A 21,595-nucleotide genomic window follows, 5' to 3' on the forward strand; every position below is an offset into this window, starting at 1 on the left:
CGCGCCGCTGAACCGCTCGCCCGCTGGGCGTCAGCCGGACTCGGCGAACCGCTCCACGTCGTCGATCCTGCCCAGCACCAGGACGATGTCGCCGTACATCAGCACGGTGTCCGGGGTGGCGTAGGTAAACCTGGCATCCGGGCCCCGTGCCTCGCTCTTCACCGCCACCACCGTCACGCCGTACCGGGACCGGACCCGCGACTCGCGCAACGGCACGCTGACCGCGTCCTGCGGCGGGGTCGTCTTGACCATCGCGAAGTCCCGGTCGACCTCCACGTAGTCCAGCAGCCGCCCGGTCAGCAGATGGGCGACCCGCTCACCCATGTCGTGCTCCGGCAGGATCACGTGATGGGCGCCGACCCGTTCCAGGATCCGGCCGTGTTGCCGGCTGATCGCCTTCGCCCAGATGTCCGCCACGCCGAGCTCGGCGAGCAGCGAGGTGGCCAGGATGCTGGCCTGGATGTCGGTGCCGATGCCGACCACCGCCCGGTGAAACTCGTTCACCCCGAGCTGGCGCAGCGCCTCGACGTCAGTGGCGTCGGCGGTGGCCAGATGCGGCAACTGCCCGCTGTAGCCCTGGGTGGTCCGGGCGTCGCCGTCGATACCGAGCACCTCGGTGCCCCGGTTGTTGAGTTCGACGGCGAGCGCCCCACCGAATCGGCCGAGCCCGATCACCACCACCGGTTCGTTGCGTGAGTCAGCCAACGATGATCCTCTCCTCCGGAAGTTCGTAGCGCCGGCCCCGTTCCCGCAGCGCGAGTGCCGACGCCACGGTCAACGGCCCGATCCGGCCCATGAACATCAACACGATCAGCAGGACGTCGGCCGCTGGTGGCAGGCCGGCGGTGATGCCGGTGGACAGCCCGACGGTGCCGAACGCCGAGACGACCTCGAACAGCACCTGGTCGAGCGGGTACCGGGTCATGGCGAGCAGGGTGAAGGTGGCCACCGCCACCGCGCCGAGGGACAGCAGCAGCACCGCGAGCGCCTGCCGCTGGTTGCCCTCCGGCACCCGACGGGAGCCGACGTTGACCCGGGTCTCGCCGCGCATCTCGGCCCACAGCACGAAGGCCAGCAGGCCGACCGTGGTCACCTTGACCCCACCGGCGGTGCCGGCGCTGCCGCCGCCGATGAACATCAGGATGTCGCTGAGCAGCAGGCTCTCCGGCCGCATGGCCGCGATGTCGACGCTGTTGAACCCGGCGGTACGGGTCATCACCGAGGCGAAGAAGCCGGCCAGCACCTTGTGCGCGCCGTCGAGTGGGCCGAACGTCGCCGGGTTGCGCAGCTCGACCAGGGTGAACACGATGGTGCCGAGGGTCAGCAGGCTGGCCGTCAGCACCACGGTGATCCGGGTCAGCACCGACCAGAGGCGGGGGCGGTGCCAGCACCGGAGCAGTTCGAAGACCACCGGGAAGCCGAGTCCGCCGACGATCACCGCCAGGGCGACGGTGGTGGTGATCCAGGGATCGGCGACGAAGCGCATCAGGCTGTCGGCGTACAGGGCGAAGCCGGCGTTGTTGAACGCCGAGACCGCGTGGAAGACCCCGTGGTACGCGGCCCGGCCCCACGGGTAGTCGTAGCCGACCGCGAACCGTACGGTCAGCACCACCGCGACCACGAGCTCGCTGGCCAGGCTGAACAGCACGATGTTGCGCACCACCCGGCGGACGTCGCGCAGGCTCAGCGTCTTGGTCTCCGCCTGGGCGAGGAACCGGGCCCGCAGGCCGAGGCGGCGGGACAGCAGTACGGTGAACAGCGTCGCCAGGGTCATGATGCCCAGTCCGCCGATCTGGATCAGGCCCATGATCACCAGTTGGCCGAACGCCGACCAGTGGCCGGCCGTGTCGACCACCACCAGCCCGGTCACGCAGACCGCGGAGGTCGCGGTGAACAGGGCGTCGATCAGCGGCGGCGAGGTGCCGGACCGGCTCGCCGCCGGCAGCATCAGCAGCGCCGTACCGAGCGCGATGGCGGCAGCGAACCCGCCGGCGATCACCTGGGCAGGGTGCTGGAACCGGTCGGCGCCGCGCCGCCACATCGGTACCCGCCACCGGCGACGCCGGCCGGCCGGTGCCGACGGCCGGCTGCCGGGCCGGATGCCGCGCCAGCGCTCGGACCGGCGGTCGGCCGAGGTCGCGGCGGGGCCGGTGGCGGGTTGCTTGCCGCCATCAGGCAGCCTGTCGGGCATGTCTCTCCAGGATCCGGGGCCCGGGCCCCACCGCGAGGACCGAACCGCCAGGTGGGAGCGCCGGACAGCGGCCGGGTTGACCGTGCTCGCCGTGGCGTTCCTCGTCGTCTATGCCGCGCCCATTCTCTACCCGCAGATGCCGGCGCGGTGGCGTGCCGTGTGTGTCGCTGCCAACATCGTGATCTGGGCACTCTTCTGGATCGACTACCTCGTCCGGCTGTGGCTGACCGGCGACCGGTGGCGGTTCGTCCGCGCCAACCTGTTCGACCTGATCGTGCTGCTGCTGCCCATTCTCCGGCCGTTGCGGATGCTCCGGCTGGTCACTGCGGTGCTCCTGCTGACCCGGCGCACCGAGGTCTGGGCGCGTGGCCGGCTGGCGCTCTACGTCGGCTCGACCACTGTCCTGCTGGTGATCGTCTCCGGGCTGGCGGTGCTGGACGCCGAACGCAGCCACCCGGACGGTGCGATCAACACCTATCCGGACGCGCTGTGGTGGTCGGTGGTCACCATCACGACCGTCGGCTACGGCGACTACTACCCGATCACCAGCACCGGCCGGTTCGTGGCGCTGGCGCTGATGATCGGCGGTATCGGCCTGATCGGTTTCGTCACCGGTTCGCTGGCCAGCTGGATCGTGGAACGCATCTCCGCAGCTGGCGAGACCGACACCGCGAAGTCGCCGGCGACCCGCGCCGATGTCGTCGCGCTCACCGAGGAACTCGCCGCGTTGCGGGCCGAGGTGGCCGGGCTGCGGGCCGATCGCCAGCCCGGCACCGCACTGCCCGACCCACGGCCGGCCGACCGGGCCGGTTGACGCTGCACCCGGCCGACCGGCCCGGGCGTCAGCGCAGGGACGGCAACACCTCGGTGGCGACCTCGGCCAGCACCCGCTCGTCGCCGGCGTACCAGCTGCTCCGGCGCGGCCAGTGGGTGATCACATCGGTGAAGCCGAGCGCGGCGGCCCGGCCGACCGCGTCGGCGAAGAAGTCGGCGCTGGTCAGCGAGAAGACCGGTGCCGAGTCCAGCGACAGGTACCGGCGCAGGTCGTCCCGGTCCCGCCCGGCCCGGTCCACCGCCGCGTCACACCGCCGCGTCAACTGGGCCACCGAGGCCCACCAGGCGGCCTGGTCGTCGAAGACGGTGCCGGTGGTCACCCAGCCGGCGCCGTACCGGGCGACCAGGTCCAACGACCGGGGCCCGTTGGCGGCCATGACGAACGGCACCCGGGGCCGCTGGCGGCAGCCGGGCGTGCTGCGGGCGTCCACCGCCTGGAAGTACCGGCCCTGCCAGGTCACCCGGTCGGTGCGCAGCAGCAGGTCGAGCAGCTCGACGAACTCGGCGTACCGGTCGACCCGGGCGCGCGGGGTCAGCGGCGGCGTGCCGAGGACGGTGGCGTCGAACCCGAGCCCGCCCGCGCCGACCCCGAGCAGCAGCCGGCCGGCGGAGATGTCGTCCAAGGCGGTGACCTCGCGGGCGAAGTGCACCGGGTGCCGGAAGTTCGGCGAGGCGACCAGGGTGCCGAGCGGGATCCGGGAGGTGACGGACGCGGCGGCGGCCAGCGTCGGGACCGCGTCGAACCACGGCCCGTCGACCAGGTCCCGCCACCCCAGATGGTCGTAGGTCCAGGCGTGGTCGAAGCCCCACTCCTCGGCCTGGCGCCAGCGGCGCGACGTCACCGACCACGGCTCGTCCGGCAAGATCACGATCCCTACCCGCACGGTCGACACCCTACGCCCCGATGCCCCGGGCCGGCCGGACACCGGTCAGGGCTGGGCGGTCAGGGCCGTACGCCCCGGGTCAGGCCGGCTGGCGCTCCTTGCGGTGGATGTCCATCCGACCGCGACCGAACGCGTCGATGTGGCCCCACCTGCCGGGAATGTCGAGCAGTTCGATCCGGCCCATGCTGATCGGCAACGCCGGATCGATGACCAGGTGCTCGCCCTGCGGCTCCAGGCCAAGCAGAGTCCGCAGCAGCAGCAGCGTCGCCCCGGTCGACCAGGCCTGCGGGCTGCAGGAGGTCGGGTACTCCACCGGATACTTGGTCAGCGCCCGGTCGTAGCCGCCGAACGCCTCCGGCAACCGGCCGTTGAAGTACTGCGCGGCGTTGATAATGCCGTCGGCGATCCGGGCCGACTCCTCGACGAAGCCGTACCGGCGCAGCCCCCAAGCGATGAACGAGTTGTCGAACGGCCAGACCGTGCCGACGTGGTAGCCGATCGGGTTGAACCGGCCCTCCCCCTCAGCGAGGGTCCGCACCCCCCAGCCGGAGAACAGCCGGGGACTGAGTAGATGCCTGGCGACGCTCTTCGCCCTGTCATCGTTGACGATACCGCTCCACAGCAGATGACCGGTGTTCGACGACAGCGCGTCGACCTGACCACCCTCCGGGTCCAGCGCGAGTGCGAAGTACCCCCCGTCCTCAACCCAGTAGTCCCGGTTGAAGCGGGCCTTCAGGTCGGCCGCCTCCCGCTCCAGTTGGTCGGCGTACCCCGGGTCGTGCCAGATCTCGCGGGCCAGCCGGGCAGCGCGTCTCTTCGCGTCGTACGCGTACCCCTGCAGTTCGCAGGTTGCCCGGGGAAAGCCGGGCAACCGGCCGTCGCGGTAGCAGATCGCGTCCCAGGAGTCCTTCCAGCACTGGTTCTCCAGACCGGTCTCCTCGTTGCGCCGCTCATACCAGAGGTAGCCGTTGTTGAGCAGATCACCGTAGGTGTCGATCCAGTTCAGCGCGTTCCGGGCTTCGGTCTCCAGGGCCCGGACCAGCTTGACGTCGCCGCTCCACCGTTCGTACTCGTCGAGCAGTACGACGAACAGTGGGGTCGAGTCGGCCGCGCCGAAGTACGGGGTATGCGGCTGTTCCTCGAAGGCCGACGACTCGCCGTACCGGATCTCGTGCAGGATCTTGCCCGGTTCCTCGTCCCGGAAGTCGTCGAGCTTGCTGCCCTGCAGCGCGCCGAGCAGCCGCAACGTCGCCGCCGCCAGCTCCGGCGCGAACGGCAGCGCCTGCAGGCTGGTGAAGATGCTGTCCCGGCCGAACATGGTGGCGAACCACGGCACACCGGCGGCCGGCACCGACTGCCCGGCCAGCGACAGCGGGGTGTAACGCAGCGCGGCCAGATCCACCAGACTCCGCCGGTACGTCGACGCGAGCGGCTCGCATTCGCAGGCCAGCCGGGGTGCCCGGGCGATCCACTCGTCCAGTTCCCGGCGCATCTCCGGCTTGGCCCGGTCGAAGTGCTGGCCGAGCAGGCCCTCTCGCAGGTCCCGCCCGTCCGGACCGATCGCGGTGGTCTTCACCTTGATGTGGGTGATCCACTTGCCGTGCGGCTCGATGGTGATGGTGAAGCTGAGCCCGTATTCGTCGATCGCCGCCGGCTCGCTGCTGGTGATGATCGTCTCCCGGTGGAAGCTCTCCCGCTGGTAGCCGAGCCGCAGACAGTCCCGGTCGACGTGGGCGTAGTGCTTGCCGACCTTGTGCCGGACGTCCTTGATCTCGAACAGGTCGGCGAAGTCGCTGCCCGCTTCCAGCCGGACGTTCAGCTCCATCGGCTCCTGGGCGTGGTTGAGGATGGTGATCTCCTCATCGAAGCTGCCGCCCACCCAGCGTTGCCGGATCACCGACATCTCGGCGTCGACGTAGTGGGTCGGTTCGCCGGGCACCAGGAAGAACCGTGCCTCGAAGTACTGCAGGTCGTCGACCGACAGTGAGGACAGCCGCTCACCGTCGATGGTCAGCTGCCACTTCGACAGGAACCGGGTGTCGAACGAGAAGAGCCCGGTGGGTGCCGCCGGAGAGGCGTCGATGTCGCCCTGACTGTCGCTGACCACGAAGGTGTTGCCGTCCAGGATGCTGACCATTCCCTCGGTCATTGCTCAGTCCTCTCCCGCCGGGCGAACGCGCGTGGATCGTGGGAACCGGGTGGGCCGGGCATCATCCGCTCGATCAGGATCAGCAGGCGAAGATCGCCGAGCACCATGATCTGGCCCCGGAGCATCGCCGCCATCGGGTTGATCTCGCCCCGGGCCATCCCCTCGAAGACCTCCTGATCGGTACGCAGCACGCTCTCCGCGTCCCGCTGCTCGCGCACCAGGTTGGCCCGACCGTCCTCGAAGGCGACGAACCAGTAGTCCACCTGTTCGTCGTGTGCCAGGTCGAACCGCACCGTCCCGGAGATCTGCCGCAGCAGCGACGCGTTCTCCTTACGGCCGAGGCGGTCGAAGAACTCCCGCGTCGCCGGCATCGGTTCCCGCGCCGAGGCGGTCCGTGTGGTCTGCGCCCGCTGCGTCGTCTGCGGCATCATCCGCTCCCTCCACCAATGGCAGGGTCGCGGCTGATCGGGTGGTACGGCATCACCCGTACCGGGTGAAGCCGGCCCGGGTGTCAGGTCACAGCTCCGGCCTCGATCAGTCGGCGGAGATGCCGTACGCGGTCCAGCCCCGGTCGCGGAACCCGGCGGCCGAGGCCACCTTCGCCGACGCGGCGTTGCCCACCGCGTGCAGGTAGGTGGGGACGGCGCCGCCGTCGAGCACCCGACGGGCGGCCTGGGCGACCAGCCGGCGGGCCAGGCCACGACCACGCGCCGCCGGTACGGTGCCGACCGCGATCTCCTGGCCGTGCGCGTCGTGCCGCTTCAGCCCGACCCCGGCCAGGAACGTCCCGTCGGCGTCCCGGGCGACCAGCACCGGGTTGGTGAACTGCCGCAGCCAGGGCGGCAACGACTCGTCAGCGGAGTCGATCCAGTCCCCGGCGTCGGGCAGCGGCGCCGGCGCCAGACAGTACCGGAACACGGTGCGCTGCGCCCGCCAGCCGGGCCGGCCGACCGCGGTGGGCAACTTGGCCAGCAGATCGGTGAGCGGCAGGTCGGTCAACGCGCGTACCGCCTCGACCTTGTCGGGTGGCACGGACAGCACCGCGCCGCCGGGCGCCCCGACGCCGACCACCGGATGCGGCCGGCCGTCCCAGCCTGGTCGGACCCGTCGCTCCGAGCCGACCACCTGCAACGCCCGGCCGGCCGGCCACTGGCCCAGCCAGCTGACCAGATGGTGGTAGAGACGCTTGTCCAGCATCCTGCCTGCCTCCTGCCGTACGGGACGGCCCGCACGCCGCCCTGATGGAGAAGCCGTTCACCCGCCCGGAAATGCCTCTGTCTACCCTGCCGAAAGTATGCAGCTTTTCCGGCCGATGTGGTCAGTTGGCCGAAGATGTGCGGACCAGTGTCCGGATCTGGCGCAGCAGCACCGACAGTGCGGCGAGGTCAGCCGGCGAGTGGGCGAAGTCCTCCATCGCCCGCCGGACCCGGGCCACCGCGCTGGCGTTGTCCTGCTCCCACTGTTCGGCCCGGTCCTGCACCGCCAGCTCGCCCGGGGTGGCGGTGAGCACCTCGACGGTGAGCGCCGCCAGCGCGGCGTACAGGTCGTAGCGCAGCGCGGTGCGGGCCAGCGTCTGCCAGCGGTCCCCCCGGGGCAGCAGCGAGATCTTGCTCAGCAGCCAGTCGACCCGGAACCGTTCGGACAGCATGAAGTACACCGAGGCGACCTCGGTGACGTCGCAGCCGGTGTCGGCGGCGGTCTCCACCACGTCGAGCAGCCCGAAGCTGTACATGATCCGAGTGGCCCGGTCGGCGAGATCCGGCGGCAGACCGCGACCGGTCATGGTGTCCACGTGGGCCCGCAGCGACTCCCGCTCGTCGCCCCGGAAGTAGTCGCCCAGCTCCGGCAGCAGCCGCGACACCCCGTCGCGCAGCCGGGCGGTCTCCCCCGACACGTCCAGCGGGGACTTGCGGTTGGTGACCAGCCAGCGGACCGCCCGGTCCAGCAGCCGCCGGCTCTCCAGGTAGACCGAGACCTGCGCGGCGGTGCCGACCACGTTGTCCAGTGCGTCGATGTCGGCCCACAGCGTGTCGAGCCCGAACACGTCGCGGACCACCACATAGGCCCGCAGCACGTCGGCGGCCGACGCCCCGGTCTCCTCCATCGTCCGGTAGACGAAGGACATGCCACCCCGGTTGACCGCCTCGTTGACCAGGCTGGTCACCACGATCTCCCGGCGCAGTCGGTGATCGGTCATCCGGGCGGCGTACCGCTCGCGCAGCGGCGTCGGGAAGTAGTCCGCCAGCACCCGGTCGGTCCACGCCTCGTCGGGCAGCCCGTCGGCCAGCACCTGCCCCTCGATGGAGATCTTGGCGTAGGCGAGCAGCACCGCGAACTCGGGCAGGGTCAACCCGTCCGCGCCGGCGCGGATCCGCTCCGCCAGATCGTCGTCGGACGGCAGCGCCTCCAACTCCCGGTCCAGCTGCCCGGACTGTTCCAGGTCGGTGATCATCCGCCGGTGCACCGGCAGCAGCGGACGCGCCTGGGCGCAGGCGTTGGCCAGGGCCCGCGCCTGGTCGTAGTTGTCCCGCAGCACCAGCGCGGCGACCTCGTCGGTCATCTCCACGAGCAACGCGTCACGCTGCGGTACGGTCAGCTCGCCATCGGCCACCGCGCCGCCCAGCAGGATCTTGATGTTGACCTCGTGGTCGGAGCAGTCCACGCCTGCCGAGTTGTCGATGAAGTCGGTGTAGATCCGCCCGCCGGCGGTCGCGTACTCGATCCGGCCACGCTGGGTGAGCCCCAGGTTGCCGCCCTCGCCGACCACCTTCGCCCGCACCGACCGGCCGTCGACCCGGATCGGGTCGTTGGCCTTGTCGCCAACGTCGGCGTGCGACTCGCCGGAGGCCTTGACGTAGGTGCCGATGCCACCGTTGAACAGCAGGTCCACCGGGGCGCGCAGGATCGCCCGGATCAGCTCCGGCGGGGAGAGCAGGTCGACCCCGTCGTCGAGGCCGAGCGCCGCGCGGACCTGCCGGCTGACCGGCACCGACTTGGCGGTACGCGGGTACACGCCACCGCCGGCCGAGATCAGCCCGGTGTCGTAGTCGGCCCACGACGACCGGGGCAGGTCGAACAGCCGCCGCCGCTCGGCGTACGAGGTGGCCGCGTCCGGATCCGGGTCGAGGAAGATGTGCCGGTGGTCGAAGGCGGCGACCAGCCGGACGTGTTCGGACAGCAGCATCCCGTTGCCGAACACGTCGCCGGACATGTCACCGATGCCGACCACCGTGAAGTCCTGTCGTTGGACGTCCACCCCCAGGTCACGGAAGTGCCGCTTGACCGACTCCCAGGCCCCCCGCGCGGTGATTCCCATCTTCTTGTGGTCGTAGCCGGCCGACCCGCCGGAGGCGAACGCGTCGCCCATCCAGAAACCCCGGGAGATCGAGATCGCGTTGGCCACGTCGGAGAAGGTCGCGGTGCCCTTGTCGGCGGCGACCACCAGGTACGGGTCGTCGCCGTCGTGGCGCACCACCCGCTGCGGCGGCACGATCTGCCCGGCGACGATGTTGTCGGTGACGTCCAGCAGACCGGAGATGAACTGCTGGTAGCAGGCCACCCCCTCGGCCTGGGCCGCTTCCCGGTCCGGTGGCTCGGCCGCCGCCCGACCGCGCGCGGTACCGCCGGGCTGCTTGACCACGAAGCCGCCCTTGGCGCCGACCGGCACGATCACCGCGTTCTTCACCATCTGCGCCTTGACCAGGCCGAGCACCTCGGTACGGAAGTCCTCCCGCCGGTCCGACCAGCGCAGCCCGCCCCGGGCGACCTCACCGAAGCGCAGGTGCACGCCCTCGAACCGGGGCGAGTAGACGAAGATCTCGTACGCCGGCCGGGGCGCCGGCAGGTCCGGGACGGCCTGCGGGTCCAGCTTGATCGCCACGTACGGGACCGGGCGGCCGTCGGCGCCGCGCTGGTAGAAGTTGGTCCGCAGGGTTGCCAGGATCAGCGTCAGGTAGCTGCGCAGGATCCGGTCCTGGTCGAGGCTGTCCACCTCGTCGAACTGGCGGCCGATCACGGCGACCAGCTCCTGCCCGCGCCGGCGGCGGCGCTCGTCGTCGACATCGGGCCCCGGCGCGAACCGGGTCTCGAAGAGTTGGATCAGCAGCGCGGCGATCGCCGGGTAGGCGACGAAGGTGGACTCCATGTACTCCTGGGAGAAGACCGCGCCGGCCTGGCGCAGATACTTCGCGTACGCCCGCAGCACCACCACCTGCCGCCAGGTCAGCCCGGCGCGCAGCACCAGCTCGTTGAGGCCGTCAATCTCCGCCTCACCGCGCCAGGCCGCCGAGAACGCATTCTCCACGTGCGGCCGGACCTCGGCCATCGCCCGGGCGCCGACCGGCAGCCGCAGCCCGAAGTCGTACAGGTAGATCCGCTGGTCGACCCGGTCGATCTCGTACGGCCGTTCGTCGATCACCTGCACGCCGAGCGAGTGCAGCACCGGCAGCACGTCGGACAGCACCATCGGTTCGCCGTACCGGTAGACCTTGAACCGCACGTCCCGCTCGTCGACCCCGGTGCCGCCCGGCGGCCGGAACAGGTGCATCTCCAGCTGGCCGGGCTCCTCCAGCAGCTCCAGCTTGGCCAGGTCCTGGACCGCCTCGTACGCGGTGTGCTCCTCCTTGTACCCCTCCGGGTAGGCGTCGGCGTATCGCCGGTGCAGCGACTTGGCCGACTCGTCGCCCAGCTTGCGTTCCAGCACCAGCCGGAAGTCGTCCTCCCACAGCCGGGTGGCCTCGGCGAGCAGTTCGGCGAGCCGGTCCGGGTCCAGCTCGGCGGGCGGCGACGCCGGGTCGGTACGCACGATGAAGTGCACCCGGGCCAGCATCGACTCGGTGACCCGGGTGGTGTAGTCGACGCCGACGCCGTTGAGCTCGCGCAGCAGGATCTGCTGCATCCGCAGCCGGTTGTGGGTGGTGAACCGGTCCCGGGGCAGGTAGATCAGGCAGGACAGGAACCGCCCGTACCCGTCGGAGCGCAGGAACAGCCGCAGCTGCCGGCGGCCGGCCATCCGCAGTACCCCGAGTACGGCGTGGTAGAGGTCGTCGGTGCGGATCTGGAACAGCTCGTCGCGCGGGTAGGTCTCCAGGATCTGCAGCAGGTCCTTGCCGGAGTGGCTGCGTGGGCTGAGCCCGGACCGCTCCAGCACCTCGGCGACCTTGCGCCGCACCACCGGCAGCTCCTGCACGCTGGTCCGGTACGCGGCGGTGGAGAACAGCCCGAGGAACCGGCGCTCGCCGACCACCGCCCCGGCCGAGTCGAAGACCTTGACGCCGACGTAGTCGAGGTAGGCGGCCCGGTGCACGGTGGCCCGCGAGTTGGCCTTGGTGATGATCAGCAGCCGCTGCTCCAACGCCTTCGCCGCCGCCTGCGGGGTCATCGAGGTGAGCGGGCGCGGCCGGGTCTGGTCCTGGCGCAGGATGCCCAGCCCGGAACCGAGCACCGCTACCAGCGCCTTGTCCCCGTCCGCGCTGTCGACCAGCCGGTACTCCCGGTAGCCGAGGAAGGTGAAGTGGTCGTCGGCCAGCCAGCGCAGCAGCTCGACCGAGTCGGTGAGGTCCTTCTCCGGCACCGGCGGCGCGTCGGGTGATCCGGGCTCGGCCCGGTTGAGTTCGTCGGCCAGGGCCAGCGCCCGCTGCCGCATCCGGGGCCAGTCCTCCACCGCTTCCCGCACGTCGGTGAGGACCCGCTGCAGGTCGCGGCGCAGCCGGTCCAGGTCACCGGCGATCCGGATCGGGTCGATTTCGATCCGGATCCAGCTCTCCACCAGGTCGCCGTCGATCGCGTCGTCCGGCTCGACGTCGGCCGCCACCTCGGTGAGCTGGCCGAGTGGTTCGCGGCGGACCACCACCAGCGGGTGGACCAGCAGGTGGACGTCGAAGTGCCGTTCGGTGAGCAGCGCGGTCACCGAGTCGACCAGGAACGGCATGTCGTCGGTGACGATCTCGACGATCGTGTACGGCCGGCCGTCGCCGGGTGGGGTCAGCCGCAGCTTCAACTCGCCGGGCAGCCGGTGCCCGGCCAGCTCCCGGTGTGCCCGGGCGGCGTCGAGCATCTCCTGCGGGCGGCAGCCGACCAGCTCCTCGTCGGCGGCGAACCGCCAGAACCGGTCCACCAGGGAGGCGGCGTCGTGATCGGTGTCGGCCAGCGACACCGCCTGGGCGATCAGCCGCTCGGCGCTGGGCATCGGCTCGTCGTACCCGGTGTCGTCGGTGTCGTCGACCACGGCGGCCAGCGCCGACTCCGGCGGCGCGAACGTCTGGAGGTCGAACACCTCGTCCGGGTCCGGCTCGGACTGGCGGTGCGGCCCGGCGCTCTGCCGGCGACGCTGCCCGTCACCGCCCGAGGCCTGACGTTTCGACTTCGTGACCGGACGGCGGTTCATTGGCGCAGACTCCCCTCGGCCCCACCACGCTGTGGGGTCAACCTCGGCCAAGCCTATTCCTCCCGGATCGTGGTTCCGACGGCACACCGGCACCCCGTCGTCAGCTTGACGACACTGTCTGACCACGTCGGGTGACATGGCCTGGACGAAACGGGACAACAGTTCATCCGGTACCCCGGGGGACAGCGGTCCATGCGCGCACGTACTACCGTTCCGGTGTCCGCCATGCGTCCGGAAGGGGGCCGTCGCATGCGCCGCAAGGCGACCGTCGCGACCGCGCTGCTACTCGCCGTCACCGCACTGACCAGCTGCTCCTCCGACGACGGGCCGGACGCCACGGTCTCGGCCTTCATCGACGGCTGGCACTCCGGTGACCTCACCGACATCGGCTTCATCACCCCGGCCGGCGAACGGGTGCCCGCCGCTGACGTCGCCGAGGAGCTGACCGCCCTCTCCGGGGACTTGAAGGACACGCCGCCGCAGCTGCGCCCGGACGGCGACGCCGAGGTGACCGAGGACATCGCGACCGCCACCATCGCCGTCGAATGGACGCTCCCCGGCGACGTCCGGTGGAGCTACCCGACCTCGGTCCGGCTACGCCGGGGTGCCGACGACGCCTGGCAGATCATCTGGGAGCCGGCGATCGTCCACGAGCGGCTCGGCAGCGGCGACCGGCTGGCACTGAACCGGCTCGCCCCGCCCCGCGGCGCCATCCTCGACGGGGCCGGGCAGCCGATCGTCGCGCCGCGCCCGGTGGTGGTGGTCGGCGTACAGCCCAGTGAGGTCGACGACCCGGCCGCCCTGGCCGCCCAGCTCGACGCCGCGTTCCGGGCGATCCGACCGGCGATCAGCCCGCCGGTCGACGTCTCCGGGCTGGCGGACCGGCTCGACGCGGCGAAGCCGGACGCCTTCGTCGAGGTGGTCACCCTACGCGAGGAGGCGTACGAACAGATCCGCGACCGGATCTACCAGCTGCCCGGCACCAAGTTCCGCCGGCAGGAGTGGGACCTGGCCCCCACCCGGGAGTTCGCCCGCGCGCTGCTCGGCACCGTCGACCCGGTGCAGCGGCAGGACATGGAGGCGCACCCCGGCCGGTACGAGGTCGGCGACCTGGTCGGCCACGGCGGCCTGCAGGGCGGGTACGAGGAGCGGCTACGCGGCGTACCCGGGTATTCGGTGCAGATCGTCGGCACCGCCCCGGACGGCAGCGTCGCCGGCGACGAGGTGGTGTTCCGCGCCGACGCCCGACCGGGCGAGCCGCTGCGGACCACGCTGGACACGGCCGTGCAGACCGCCGCCGACGCCGCGCTGGCCGACGTGGAGCAGCGTGCCGCGCTGGTGGCGGTGCGGGTCAGCGACGGCGCGCTGGTCGCCGTCGCCAACGGCCCCGACGGTGGTACGGAGAACCTGGCGTTGACCGCACAGGTCCCGCCCGGTTCCACGTTCAAGATGGTCAGCGCGCTCGGCCTGCTCGAAGCCGGCGCGGTCGACCCGGACGCACCCGTCGACTGCCCGAAGACGGCCACCGTCGACGGGCGCTCGTTCACCAACTCCGACGGCTTCGAGCTGGGCCGGGTGCCGTTCCGGACCGCCTTCGCCAAGTCGTGCAACACCACTTTCGTCGAGCTGGCCCCGCAGCTGGAGGCGGACGGGCTGGCCGAGGCGGGCCGGCTGCTCGGGCTGGAAGGCGAATGGCGGCTCGGCGTGTCCGCGTTCACCGGCGCGGTCTCCGCCGGTGGCCCACCAGCGGAACGGGCCGCCGCCGCCTTCGGCCAGGGCACCACGCTGGTCAGCCCGGTGGCGATGGCCGGCGCCACCGCCGCAGTCGCCCGGGGGCAGTGGCGCCAGCCGACGCTGATCGTCGAGCCCGCGCCGCCGTCGGCGGTGCCGGACGGCCCACAGCTGGACCCGGCGGCGGTGCAGGCGCTACGGACGATGATGCGTGAGGTGGTCACCGACGGCACCGGGCAGGCGTTGCGGGACGTGCCGGGCGAGCCGGTGCACGGCAAGACCGGCACGGCCGAGTACGACGACGACCCGGCGAACACGCACGCCTGGTTCGTCGGCTGGCAGGGCGACCTGGCCTTCGCCGTCTTCGTCGAGCAGGGCGGATCCGGCTCCGGCCAGGCGGTGCCCATCGCCGAGCGGTTCCTACGCGGCCTCGCCACCGACTGACCCAACCCACCGGGTACGATCCGGCCTTCAAACTGCTCCTGCCCGGCTCGTCGTACGGCCGCTGACAGCCGCGCCGTCGGGCACTTCGCGAGTCGCGGCGGATCAGTGCTTCCTGACCAGATTCTCGATGACGTCGGCCAGCTCGGAGATCGTTTGACGTCCGGCAAGCTCGATGGTGGCTCCACGTCTGAGAAGCGGCTCAACGGTCCGGACGTACTCGGCGATCTCCGCGTGCTGATCGGAAGTTCTTCCATAGGGGTTCGTCCGACGAATCACTCGCTGGAGAAGAACCCCAGCGGCGCGCTGAGGACGACATGGTGAAAGCGGTCGTAGAAGCGGACCTGGGTGGTCTTCCCTGCGCCCGACGTGCCGGCCACCGGTACCCGCGCCACCTCCCCACGGTAGATGGTCGGGGCCTGGCGCTCCTAGCGTCATGACCAGGTCTTCTTCGTCTCGGTTGTGGTGAGGGCGTGGGTGCCGTCGGGGTGGAGGCGGATGGTGGCGGGCTGGCCGGGTCGGGTGGCGGCGTGGCGGCGTAGCTGGGTGATGCAGGTTGTGGTGTCGGGGAGGGTTCCGGCCGTCGCGGGCTGTTGTGGGACGGGTATCGGCGTGGCCGGGTTGGTGGGGATGGTGGCGCGGAGTGCGCCGTGCAGGTAGCGGTAGCAGAGTGCGACGGCTTCGGGCAGGCTGGCGCTGGTGGGGACGGGGTCGACGGTGTGCGGTGTGGTGGGGTCGACGACCCGGATCGACCAGGAGTGGCCTTGGGACAGTTCGGGTCGGCCGATGGTGTTGCGGTGGTCGATGACGGTGATGTCGAGGGCGAGGCCGAGGCCGCGGATCAGGGCGGCGACCTGGTCGAGGGTGGGGCCGGGCCAACCGGTGGCGAGGACCAGGATCCGGGCGCCGTCGTGGGTGGCGCCGACTTCCCCGAGGTACGCGTCGAGTGGGTCGCCGCCGCCGTGGGGGACCTGGCTGACACCCAGGCGTAGGTGCTGGTCGATGCTGTGTTCGCCGTCGATGTCGGTCAGGTCGGTCGGCTCGACGCCGAACTGTGCCGCGAGCGCCCCGATCTGGTAGTGCTCGGGCAACTGCCAGACGGTGGAGCCGGACAGCCGGTCGGCGGGTACCAGGGCGGGTGGTGGTTGGTCGGGGTCGTCGGGTCGCCAGTTTCGGTGCACGGTCCGGCCACGCAGGTCGGTGACGGTGAGCACCGCGCCGCGCCGGACCTGCCGGTGCCGTAGCAGTCCAGGCAGAACGGCGGGTCGGGCCGGTCGGCGCACCGGCCGCAGGGGTGGGTGGGGATCGGTTCGCCCCAGTACTTCGGTGCCGGCGGTTCCCAGCCGCGGACGAATGTGCCGGGGGTGTCGGCGGGTCGCAGGCTGGTGTGCCACCAGTGCCGGTTACGCCAGATGGCCTGCGCGCCGCCGTGCTGCTCGGCGTCGGCTGTCATGCGGCGTTCGACCTGGTCGAGGTCGTGGCCGCCGGGGTGCCCGTCCAACCCGACCGGCACCGCACGCCCGGTGAGGGCGTCGTCGGTCAGGTAGTGGGCAGGCAGTCGCGGGTTGGCGACGGTCAGGCCGGTCACCGCCCGTTCGGCCGGGATGGTGGCGAGCGCGGTCGGCAGGTCGGCGATCCACCGGTGCTGGTAGTCGGGGACCGTACCGCCGGCCTGTTCGAACCGGACGTCCCAGCTGAGCCCACGCCCGATGGAGCTGGGCCGGACTTCGAGGACCAGGTCGACGTGCAGCTGGTCGGCGAGCGCGCACAGCCGGCCGAGCAGCCGGCCCGGGTCGCCGGGTGGCGGCGGCTCGACGCTGCGGCCGATCAGCACCAGCCACGGCGTGGCGGGCCGGTCGGCGAGCGCCGCCGCCTCCCACCGCAGCCGGTCCCGCTCCGAAACGGTGGGCTGCCACTGCCTGGGCAGCGTCAACCCCGAAGACGGCAGCCGGCCCGGTTCGTCGGGGAAGTCCGGGTCACGCAACGTCGCGGCGGCGACCCCGGCGCGGGCGGCGAGGTCGGTGACGATCGGGGCGTACGGCAACCACCACGTCCCACCCGGCGTCGGCAACGGCGTGAACGAGCCGGGAACGAGGCTGGTGGAGGCCACCTGCCCGGTGTCGAGGTTCGCGACGGTGAACACACGTTGCGCCCGCCGCCGGTCCGCGCCGACTCCGACGATGTGCAGCGAGCTGGGCGGCACCGCGTCGACGCCGTTCACGCCGCCACCCCCGCCCCGAACCGGTGGGTCCGCTCGAACTGCTGCGACTGCCAGTCCCGCAACGCCTGCTTGAGCCGGGCGTTCTCCTCCCGGGTGGAGCCAAGTTCGGCGCGCAGCGCGGTCAACTCGTCGGCGACCAGGTGCAGAAACGCCCGTACCTCGACCGGGTCGCAGCCACGCCGGACACGGTCGGCGAACGCGCGGTCGCGGACCAGGCCGGGGCTGATCGACGGCCGCACCGGCCTGCCGTACAAGTGACCGGCAGCGTTCGGGGCAGGCGTCACCGGCCGGCGCGGCCCGGCAGCGGCGTCGGTCGGCCGCCGGTTGTGGCGGGCGATCTCGGCGAGCAACCGCCGGTTACGCCGACTCCGCACCGGAGCCCGCCGGAACAGGTCAAGAAATCCACGCACAGCAGAAACCACCTTTCACACAATCGAAAAACCTTCAGAGGTACGGATGTAGAGCGCGCGGTTACGTCGCAGTTGTGCCGCCACCCCAGTCAGATGGGTCAGTGGTGCCGGCGCGGGCGGGGAGCCCAGCGGAGACCGTCACGCTCGACGAAGATCTCCCGACGCTCACGGGCCTCACTGTCCGGCGCCAACACATACCCGGCCAACCAGACCCAGCCCTGATACGTCAGCTTCGCGTCCACAGTCGTCACTCGGAACCGGAAACCCCGCCCCGCCGCGAACTGCACACTCGCCCGACCATCGACGATCAACTCGTCACCGGGACGGGGATCCGCCGGGGACCGGTCCGCCGGCACGCTACCGACCAGCGGCCGGCACCGTCGTCCGACCGCAGTCGGGACACCACCGCGATTTGACCTTGAAACTGAACAACCCGACGAAGAAGCCGAGCAGGATTCCAGAAGTCAGGGCACCAAGCGCCACCATGATCAACCCTTCTGATTGGGCTGGGACGACCGGGCGAGCCGTTACCGCGACTCGCCCGGTCACCTGGGATTTCAGCGATACGCAGCGGGAAATCGATCATGAACTCGCCGTTCCCCGCTACCCAGCAGCCGGCCAATTGATCAACCGTCCACGAAGGTCGTTCCGGTACGGAGTCAACCACCGATCACGCAAAACCGCAACATTCAATTTTTGACTTCATAGTTTTGCCAGGTGGGCGGGAGAGGTAGCCGCAGTGGGCGGCTACGCTCGGACAAGATCGTTCGGATGCAGTGTTAAATTTTTGCCGGACACAGTCGGCAGGGGCACAACAAGCACCGGAGGGAGGGCTCCACAGTGGCAGTCGACGGATACGACGCCGGCGCAGCCGTGGCTCGTCAGCGCCTGGCGCTGATGCTGCAGAACCTGCGCAAACAGGCACGGAACAAGGACGGGACCCCGATCACGATCGAGCAGGCCGCGCAGCACATGGAGCGCGCCCGTCCCACCGCCCACCGGATCATCAACGGCCTGCCCGGCGTACGGGTCAAGGACCACGACGTGAAGTCCCTGGCCGAGTTGTTCGGCGCGGACGATGAGACCACGGCAACGATGCTGGCGTTGGCAGCAGCCACCAGGGTCAAGGGCTGGTTCTCACGATTCCGCGACGTGCTCCCACCCGGCTTCGACATGTACATCGGCCTGGAGGCCGCAGCCCAATCGGTATGGGCCTACGAGGGCGAGCGCGTCCACGGACTCCTACAGACCGAGGAATACGCGCGGGAGATCCTTCGGATCTCGGCTTCCGACGGCCCGAAAGCCGCAGATGCCGAGTTCGAGCGTCGCGTCGCTGTCAGGATGCGCCGGCAGGAGATCCTGACAAGATCAGACAATCCCGTCGACTTCACCGTCGTGCTCGGCGAGGCCGTGCTGCACCGCACCATCGGTGGACCAGCTGTGATGGCCCGCCAACTGCAGCAGATCAATGAGCGGGGTGCCCTGTCGAACGTCTCCGTCCGGGTCGTGCCGTTCAGCCTCGGTGCGCACTACGGCATCGACACGGGGCCGTTCGCGGTCATAACGTTCCCGGAGCAAGGCAGGCCGGCAACGGCCTACATGGACAACTTCACCGGCCACCTCCTGACCCACAAACCATCCGATATCGTCCGATTCGAGGCCGCCGCGGCAGCCATCAACCGCTCCGCCTTGAACGAAACCGCATCCAGGAACCTGATCAACCAGAGAGCGAAGGAGCTATCCAGTGCCCAGTAGTCGTGACGCGCTCTCCCCAGAGGTCCTGGCCACAGCGAAGTACCGCAAGTCAACGCGTTCGGACAGCACAGGTTCGTGCGTCGAGGTCGCCACCAACGTCCCCGCCACAGTCCTCGTACGCGACAGCAAAGACCCCGCCGGCCCGGCACTCACCTTCTCCCCCGCCGGCTGGACGTCCTTCCTCTCCACCCTCACCCCCGACACCCACTGACCGACTAGCACGTGGGTCCGAGCGTCACCGCCGAGCAGCTTGCCGAGGCCCTACCCGCCAAGCTGCTCCGCGCACACCGGGTCCAGATCCTCGATCGCCGAGCCGACGACCGTCCAGCTCGCAAGCGTCATCCATGAGCGGCTGGCCACGGATAGCAGGCTACCGAACTACCGCCGCATGCCTTCACCGATATCCGGCGGGACCCGCAGGCTGCTCTGTTCGTCTCGGTGCGCGAGTCAGACGTCCGGTAGGCAGCCGCGTCTCAGCTCAGGTGTCAGTGGCGGGCGGCGCCGGCGGTTGTTGCGCCAACGGCCCGGGAGATTCAGCATCAGGTGGTCGCGGAGACGGCGTCTGCCGCCGTAGCCGTCCGGGCTTGGCCGCCCCACCATTCGGTGCGCTCCGATCCGCAACCGTCAAGGTCACCGCTGGAGGCGGCACCGCCGGCCGCAGCCCGGCAACCGCCGGCGTCTCCTGCTCGGCAGGGGCGGCGACAGTCGAATCGGCTGCCGGTGACGGTGCCTGCTCAGCCGGAACGCGGTCGGCGTGCACCGGACGCAGCCCGGCCACCAGGGTCGAGACGATGTCGGCGGCGTAGCTGCCGTCCGGGTCGTAGTCGGGGTCGAAGACGGTCAGTTCAACGCCGAGGCAGTGCGGGGTGTCGACCAGGTCCGCGAGCAGCAGCTCCAGCTCGGCGAAGGCGATGCCGCCCGGATCCGGCGCGTCGACCGCCGGCATCACCGCCGGGTCGAGCACATCCACATCGACATGCACCCAGTAGCCGGCGCAGTCGGCCAGCTGGTCACGGGCCCACTGGGCGCTGCGCGCCGCCCCCTCCGCGCGCAGCTCCGGCACCGGCCGGGTGACGATCCCGGCCGCCTGCAGATCCAGCCGGTACTCGTCCTGGGCCCGGATGCCGAGCACCACGACGTCGATGTCGCGGAAGTACGGCCGGCGGCCCTCGATCCCCGCCAGGTCCGGCTGGCCCCGGCCGGTGACCAGGGCCAGCCCTTCGCCGGCTGCCGCACCGACGTAGGAGGCGTTGCCGGGATGCCGGAAGTCGGAGTGCCCGTCGACGTAGACCAGGCCGATCCGCCCACCGACCGCCTCGCCGAGCCGGTGCATGGCGAGCGCCCCGCCGAGCAGGATCGAGCAGTCGCCGCCCAGTACCACCGGGAACTCCCCGGCGTCGATGACGGCACCGATCCGCCCGGCGAGGGCGATCGTGTACGCCGAGATCGACCCGGCGTGGCAGACCCCGTCACCGGGTCGCCAGTCCGCCGGGTCGTACCGGGGCGGGGTCAGGCACCCGGCGTCGCGGGCGCCGAGCCGACCCACCAGCTGATGGTCCCGCAGTGCGCCGGGCGCTTTCGCGCAGCCAGGCACCGACGTCCCGGTCGGCGGTCGCAGACCGAGGTTCGACGGTGCGTCCAGTACGGCGATCCGGCGCATCGGCGGGGCTCAGAACAGTGCGCTGGCCAGCGCCCGGCGGGCCCTGGTCACCGCCGGGTCGTCCGGACCGGCCATGGTGAACAGCGACACCAGGTGTTTGCGGACGGTCTCCCGGTCGTCACCGGCGCTGCGCCGGACCAGGTCGATCAACCGCTGGTACGCCTGCTCCGCCTGACCGCCGAGCACCTCCACGTCGGCGGCGAGCAGCTGGGCCGGTACGTCGTCCGGTGCCGACGCCGCCGCGTCGAGCGCGGCCGCCGGCTGCACCCCCTGCACCCGGCGGGCCAGGGCGACCTGGGCCAGCCCGGCCTCGGCGGCGGTGTCCGCCGGCGCCTCGTTGAGGATCTTCCGGTAGGCCTGCTCCGCGGCGTCCAGGTCGCCCATCATCAGCGCCTCGTCGGCGGCGTTGAGCAGCGGGTTCTCCGGCTCCTCGACGGTGACGCCGCCGGCTTTGAGCACCGCGCCGAGCCACTGCCGCAGCTGGGCCTCCGGCACCACGCCGGCGAACGCGTCGACCGGCTGGCCGCCGACGACGGCGTACACCATGGGGATGCTCTGCACCCGGAACATCTGCGCCAGGCGCTGGTTGCTGTCCACGTCGATCTTGGCCAGCGTCCAAGCGCCGCCGCCCTCGGCCGCGAGTCGCTCCAGCAGCGGCGACAGTTGCTTGCAGGGCTCGCACCACTCGGCCCAGAAGTCGATGACCACCGGTGTGGTCATCGACCGTTCGAGAACCTCGGTCTGGAAGGTCGCCTCGGTGACGTCGATGACGGCACCGGCTGCCGCCGGTGCGCCGGCCGCCGGGCCGCCACCGGCCCGGGTCGGGGTCCCGTCCGGCCGGTTCCCGCCGGCCGGCGCTGCGCTGCGCAGCGAGCTGAGGTCTACCGCGCCGCGAGTGAAAATCGACGGGGTGGTACGTGGGTCGCTCATGGTT

The 21,595-nt window shown here is 71.1% G+C and carries 17 protein-coding genes; 4 read left to right on the top strand and 13 right to left on the bottom strand.

The features are described from left to right. Positions 1 to 30: 30 nt before the first annotated feature. Positions 31 to 705 carry a potassium channel family protein gene (locus ACN27J_RS13510; RefSeq protein ID WP_199757704.1) on the bottom strand — a complete coding sequence of 225 codons (675 nt, stop codon included), beginning with the start codon at positions 703 to 705 and terminating at the stop codon, positions 31 to 33. After that, positions 698 to 2,191: a TrkH family potassium uptake protein gene (locus ACN27J_RS13515; protein WP_421366496.1), complete on the bottom strand. Its 1,494-nt coding sequence runs from the start codon at positions 2,189 to 2,191 to the stop codon at positions 698 to 700. Before ACN27J_RS13515 ends, ACN27J_RS13510 begins: the two co-directional genes overlap by 8 nt. Here ACN27J_RS13515 and ACN27J_RS13520 point away from each other — a divergent pair. Next, on the top strand, positions 2,190 to 3,005 hold the full coding sequence (locus tag ACN27J_RS13520; protein WP_421366498.1) for a potassium channel family protein: 816 nt from the start codon (positions 2,190 to 2,192) through the stop codon (positions 3,003 to 3,005). The two genes, ACN27J_RS13515 and ACN27J_RS13520, sit on opposite strands and share 2 nt — an antisense overlap. Positions 3,006 to 3,033: 28 nt before the next feature. Here the strand turns inward: ACN27J_RS13520 and ACN27J_RS13525 are convergent, their stop codons facing one another. From ACN27J_RS13525 to ACN27J_RS13545, 5 genes are all read right to left on the bottom strand, one after another. Then, on the bottom strand, positions 3,034 to 3,909 hold the full coding sequence (locus ACN27J_RS13525; RefSeq protein WP_421366500.1) for an LLM class flavin-dependent oxidoreductase: 876 nt from the start codon (positions 3,907 to 3,909) through the stop codon (positions 3,034 to 3,036). A gap of 79 nt (positions 3,910 to 3,988) precedes the next feature. Then, positions 3,989 to 6,058 carry a glycogen debranching N-terminal domain-containing protein gene (locus tag ACN27J_RS13530; protein WP_421366501.1) on the bottom strand — a complete coding sequence of 690 codons (2,070 nt, stop codon included), beginning with the start codon at positions 6,056 to 6,058 and terminating at the stop codon, positions 3,989 to 3,991. Next, positions 6,055 to 6,489, bottom strand: coding sequence for an SCP2 sterol-binding domain-containing protein (locus ACN27J_RS13535; RefSeq protein ID WP_421366503.1), 435 nt, complete (start codon positions 6,487 to 6,489; stop codon positions 6,055 to 6,057). Before ACN27J_RS13535 ends, ACN27J_RS13530 begins: the two co-directional genes overlap by 4 nt. 103 nt (positions 6,490 to 6,592) lie before the next feature. Then, positions 6,593 to 7,255: a GNAT family N-acetyltransferase gene (locus ACN27J_RS13540; RefSeq protein ID WP_278171095.1), complete on the bottom strand. Its 663-nt coding sequence runs from the start codon at positions 7,253 to 7,255 to the stop codon at positions 6,593 to 6,595. 121 nt (positions 7,256 to 7,376) lie between these two features. Beyond that, a complete protein-coding gene (locus tag ACN27J_RS13545) occupies positions 7,377 to 12,443 on the bottom strand; it encodes an NAD-glutamate dehydrogenase (protein ID WP_421366505.1) in 5,067 nt (1,688 codons plus the stop codon). A gap of 249 nt (positions 12,444 to 12,692) precedes the next feature. Here ACN27J_RS13545 and ACN27J_RS13550 point away from each other — a divergent pair, with 249 nt between their 5' ends. Then, positions 12,693 to 14,618 (top strand): penicillin-binding transpeptidase domain-containing protein, encoded by a 1,926-nt coding sequence (locus tag ACN27J_RS13550; protein ID WP_421366507.1) that lies wholly within the window; start codon positions 12,693 to 12,695, stop codon positions 14,616 to 14,618. Between the two features lie 431 nt (positions 14,619 to 15,049). On the opposite strand, the gene ACN27J_RS13555 is transcribed toward ACN27J_RS13550, so the two are convergent. The 4 genes from ACN27J_RS13555 to ACN27J_RS13570 form a co-directional block, all read right to left on the bottom strand. Next, positions 15,050 to 15,706, bottom strand: a complete 657-nt coding sequence (locus ACN27J_RS13555) for a hypothetical protein (protein WP_421366509.1) — start codon at positions 15,704 to 15,706, stop codon at positions 15,050 to 15,052. Further along, positions 15,643 to 16,836 (bottom strand): hypothetical protein, encoded by a 1,194-nt coding sequence (locus tag ACN27J_RS13560; RefSeq protein ID WP_421366511.1) that lies wholly within the window; start codon positions 16,834 to 16,836, stop codon positions 15,643 to 15,645. Before ACN27J_RS13560 ends, ACN27J_RS13555 begins: the two co-directional genes overlap by 64 nt. Then, a complete protein-coding gene (locus ACN27J_RS13565) occupies positions 16,833 to 17,246 on the bottom strand; it encodes a DivIVA domain-containing protein (RefSeq protein ID WP_421366513.1) in 414 nt (137 codons plus the stop codon). Before ACN27J_RS13565 ends, ACN27J_RS13560 begins: the two co-directional genes overlap by 4 nt. Positions 17,247 to 17,344: 98 nt before the next feature. Further along, a complete protein-coding gene (locus ACN27J_RS13570) occupies positions 17,345 to 17,602 on the bottom strand; it encodes a hypothetical protein (protein ID WP_421366515.1) in 258 nt (85 codons plus the stop codon). Between the two features lie 484 nt (positions 17,603 to 18,086). Here ACN27J_RS13570 and ACN27J_RS13575 point away from each other — a divergent pair, with 484 nt between their 5' ends. Both ACN27J_RS13575 and ACN27J_RS13580 read left to right on the top strand, forming a co-directional pair. Further along, positions 18,087 to 19,001 (top strand): helix-turn-helix domain-containing protein, encoded by a 915-nt coding sequence (locus ACN27J_RS13575; RefSeq protein ID WP_421366516.1) that lies wholly within the window; start codon positions 18,087 to 18,089, stop codon positions 18,999 to 19,001. Further along, positions 18,991 to 19,212: a DUF397 domain-containing protein gene (locus ACN27J_RS13580; protein ID WP_347403684.1), complete on the top strand. Its 222-nt coding sequence runs from the start codon at positions 18,991 to 18,993 to the stop codon at positions 19,210 to 19,212. The genes ACN27J_RS13575 and ACN27J_RS13580 overlap by 11 nt, the downstream gene beginning before the upstream one ends. A gap of 267 nt (positions 19,213 to 19,479) precedes the next feature. Here ACN27J_RS13580 and ACN27J_RS13585 read toward each other — a convergent pair whose 3' ends face one another. Beyond that, positions 19,480 to 20,661, bottom strand: coding sequence for an arginase family protein (locus ACN27J_RS13585; protein WP_421366518.1), 1,182 nt, complete (start codon positions 20,659 to 20,661; stop codon positions 19,480 to 19,482). Between the two features lie 9 nt (positions 20,662 to 20,670). Then, positions 20,671 to 21,591, bottom strand: a complete 921-nt coding sequence (locus ACN27J_RS13590; RefSeq protein ID WP_421366520.1) for a tetratricopeptide repeat protein — start codon at positions 21,589 to 21,591, stop codon at positions 20,671 to 20,673. Between the last annotated feature and the right edge of the window lie 4 nt (positions 21,592 to 21,595).

This window comes from Solwaraspora sp. WMMB762 (assembly GCF_049179115.1).
GTDB lineage: Bacteria > Actinomycetota > Actinomycetes > Mycobacteriales > Micromonosporaceae > Micromonospora_E.

Bases quoted from the DNA above. Each gene is read 5' to 3' on its own strand.
- ACN27J_RS13520 (WP_421366498.1), top strand. From the start codon at position 2,190: ATGTCTCTCCAGGATCCGGGGCCCGGGCCCCACCGCGAGGACCGAACC.
- ACN27J_RS13515 (WP_421366496.1), bottom strand. From the start codon at position 2,191: ATGCCCGACAGGCTGCCTGATGGCGGCAAGCAACCCGCCACCGGCCCC.
- ACN27J_RS13530 (WP_421366501.1), bottom strand. From the start codon at position 6,058: ATGACCGAGGGAATGGTCAGCATCCTGGACGGCAACACCTTCGTGGTC.
- ACN27J_RS13535 (WP_421366503.1), bottom strand. From the start codon at position 6,489: ATGATGCCGCAGACGACGCAGCGGGCGCAGACCACACGGACCGCCTCG.
- ACN27J_RS13540 (WP_278171095.1), bottom strand. From the start codon at position 7,255: ATGCTGGACAAGCGTCTCTACCACCATCTGGTCAGCTGGCTGGGCCAG.
- ACN27J_RS13545 (WP_421366505.1), bottom strand. From the start codon at position 12,443: ATGAACCGCCGTCCGGTCACGAAGTCGAAACGTCAGGCCTCGGGCGGT.
- ACN27J_RS13550 (WP_421366507.1), top strand. From the start codon at position 12,693: ATGCGCCGCAAGGCGACCGTCGCGACCGCGCTGCTACTCGCCGTCACC.
- ACN27J_RS13585 (WP_421366518.1), bottom strand. From the start codon at position 20,661: ATGCGCCGGATCGCCGTACTGGACGCACCGTCGAACCTCGGTCTGCGA.
- ACN27J_RS13590 (WP_421366520.1), bottom strand. From the start codon at position 21,591: ATGAGCGACCCACGTACCACCCCGTCGATTTTCACTCGCGGCGCGGTA.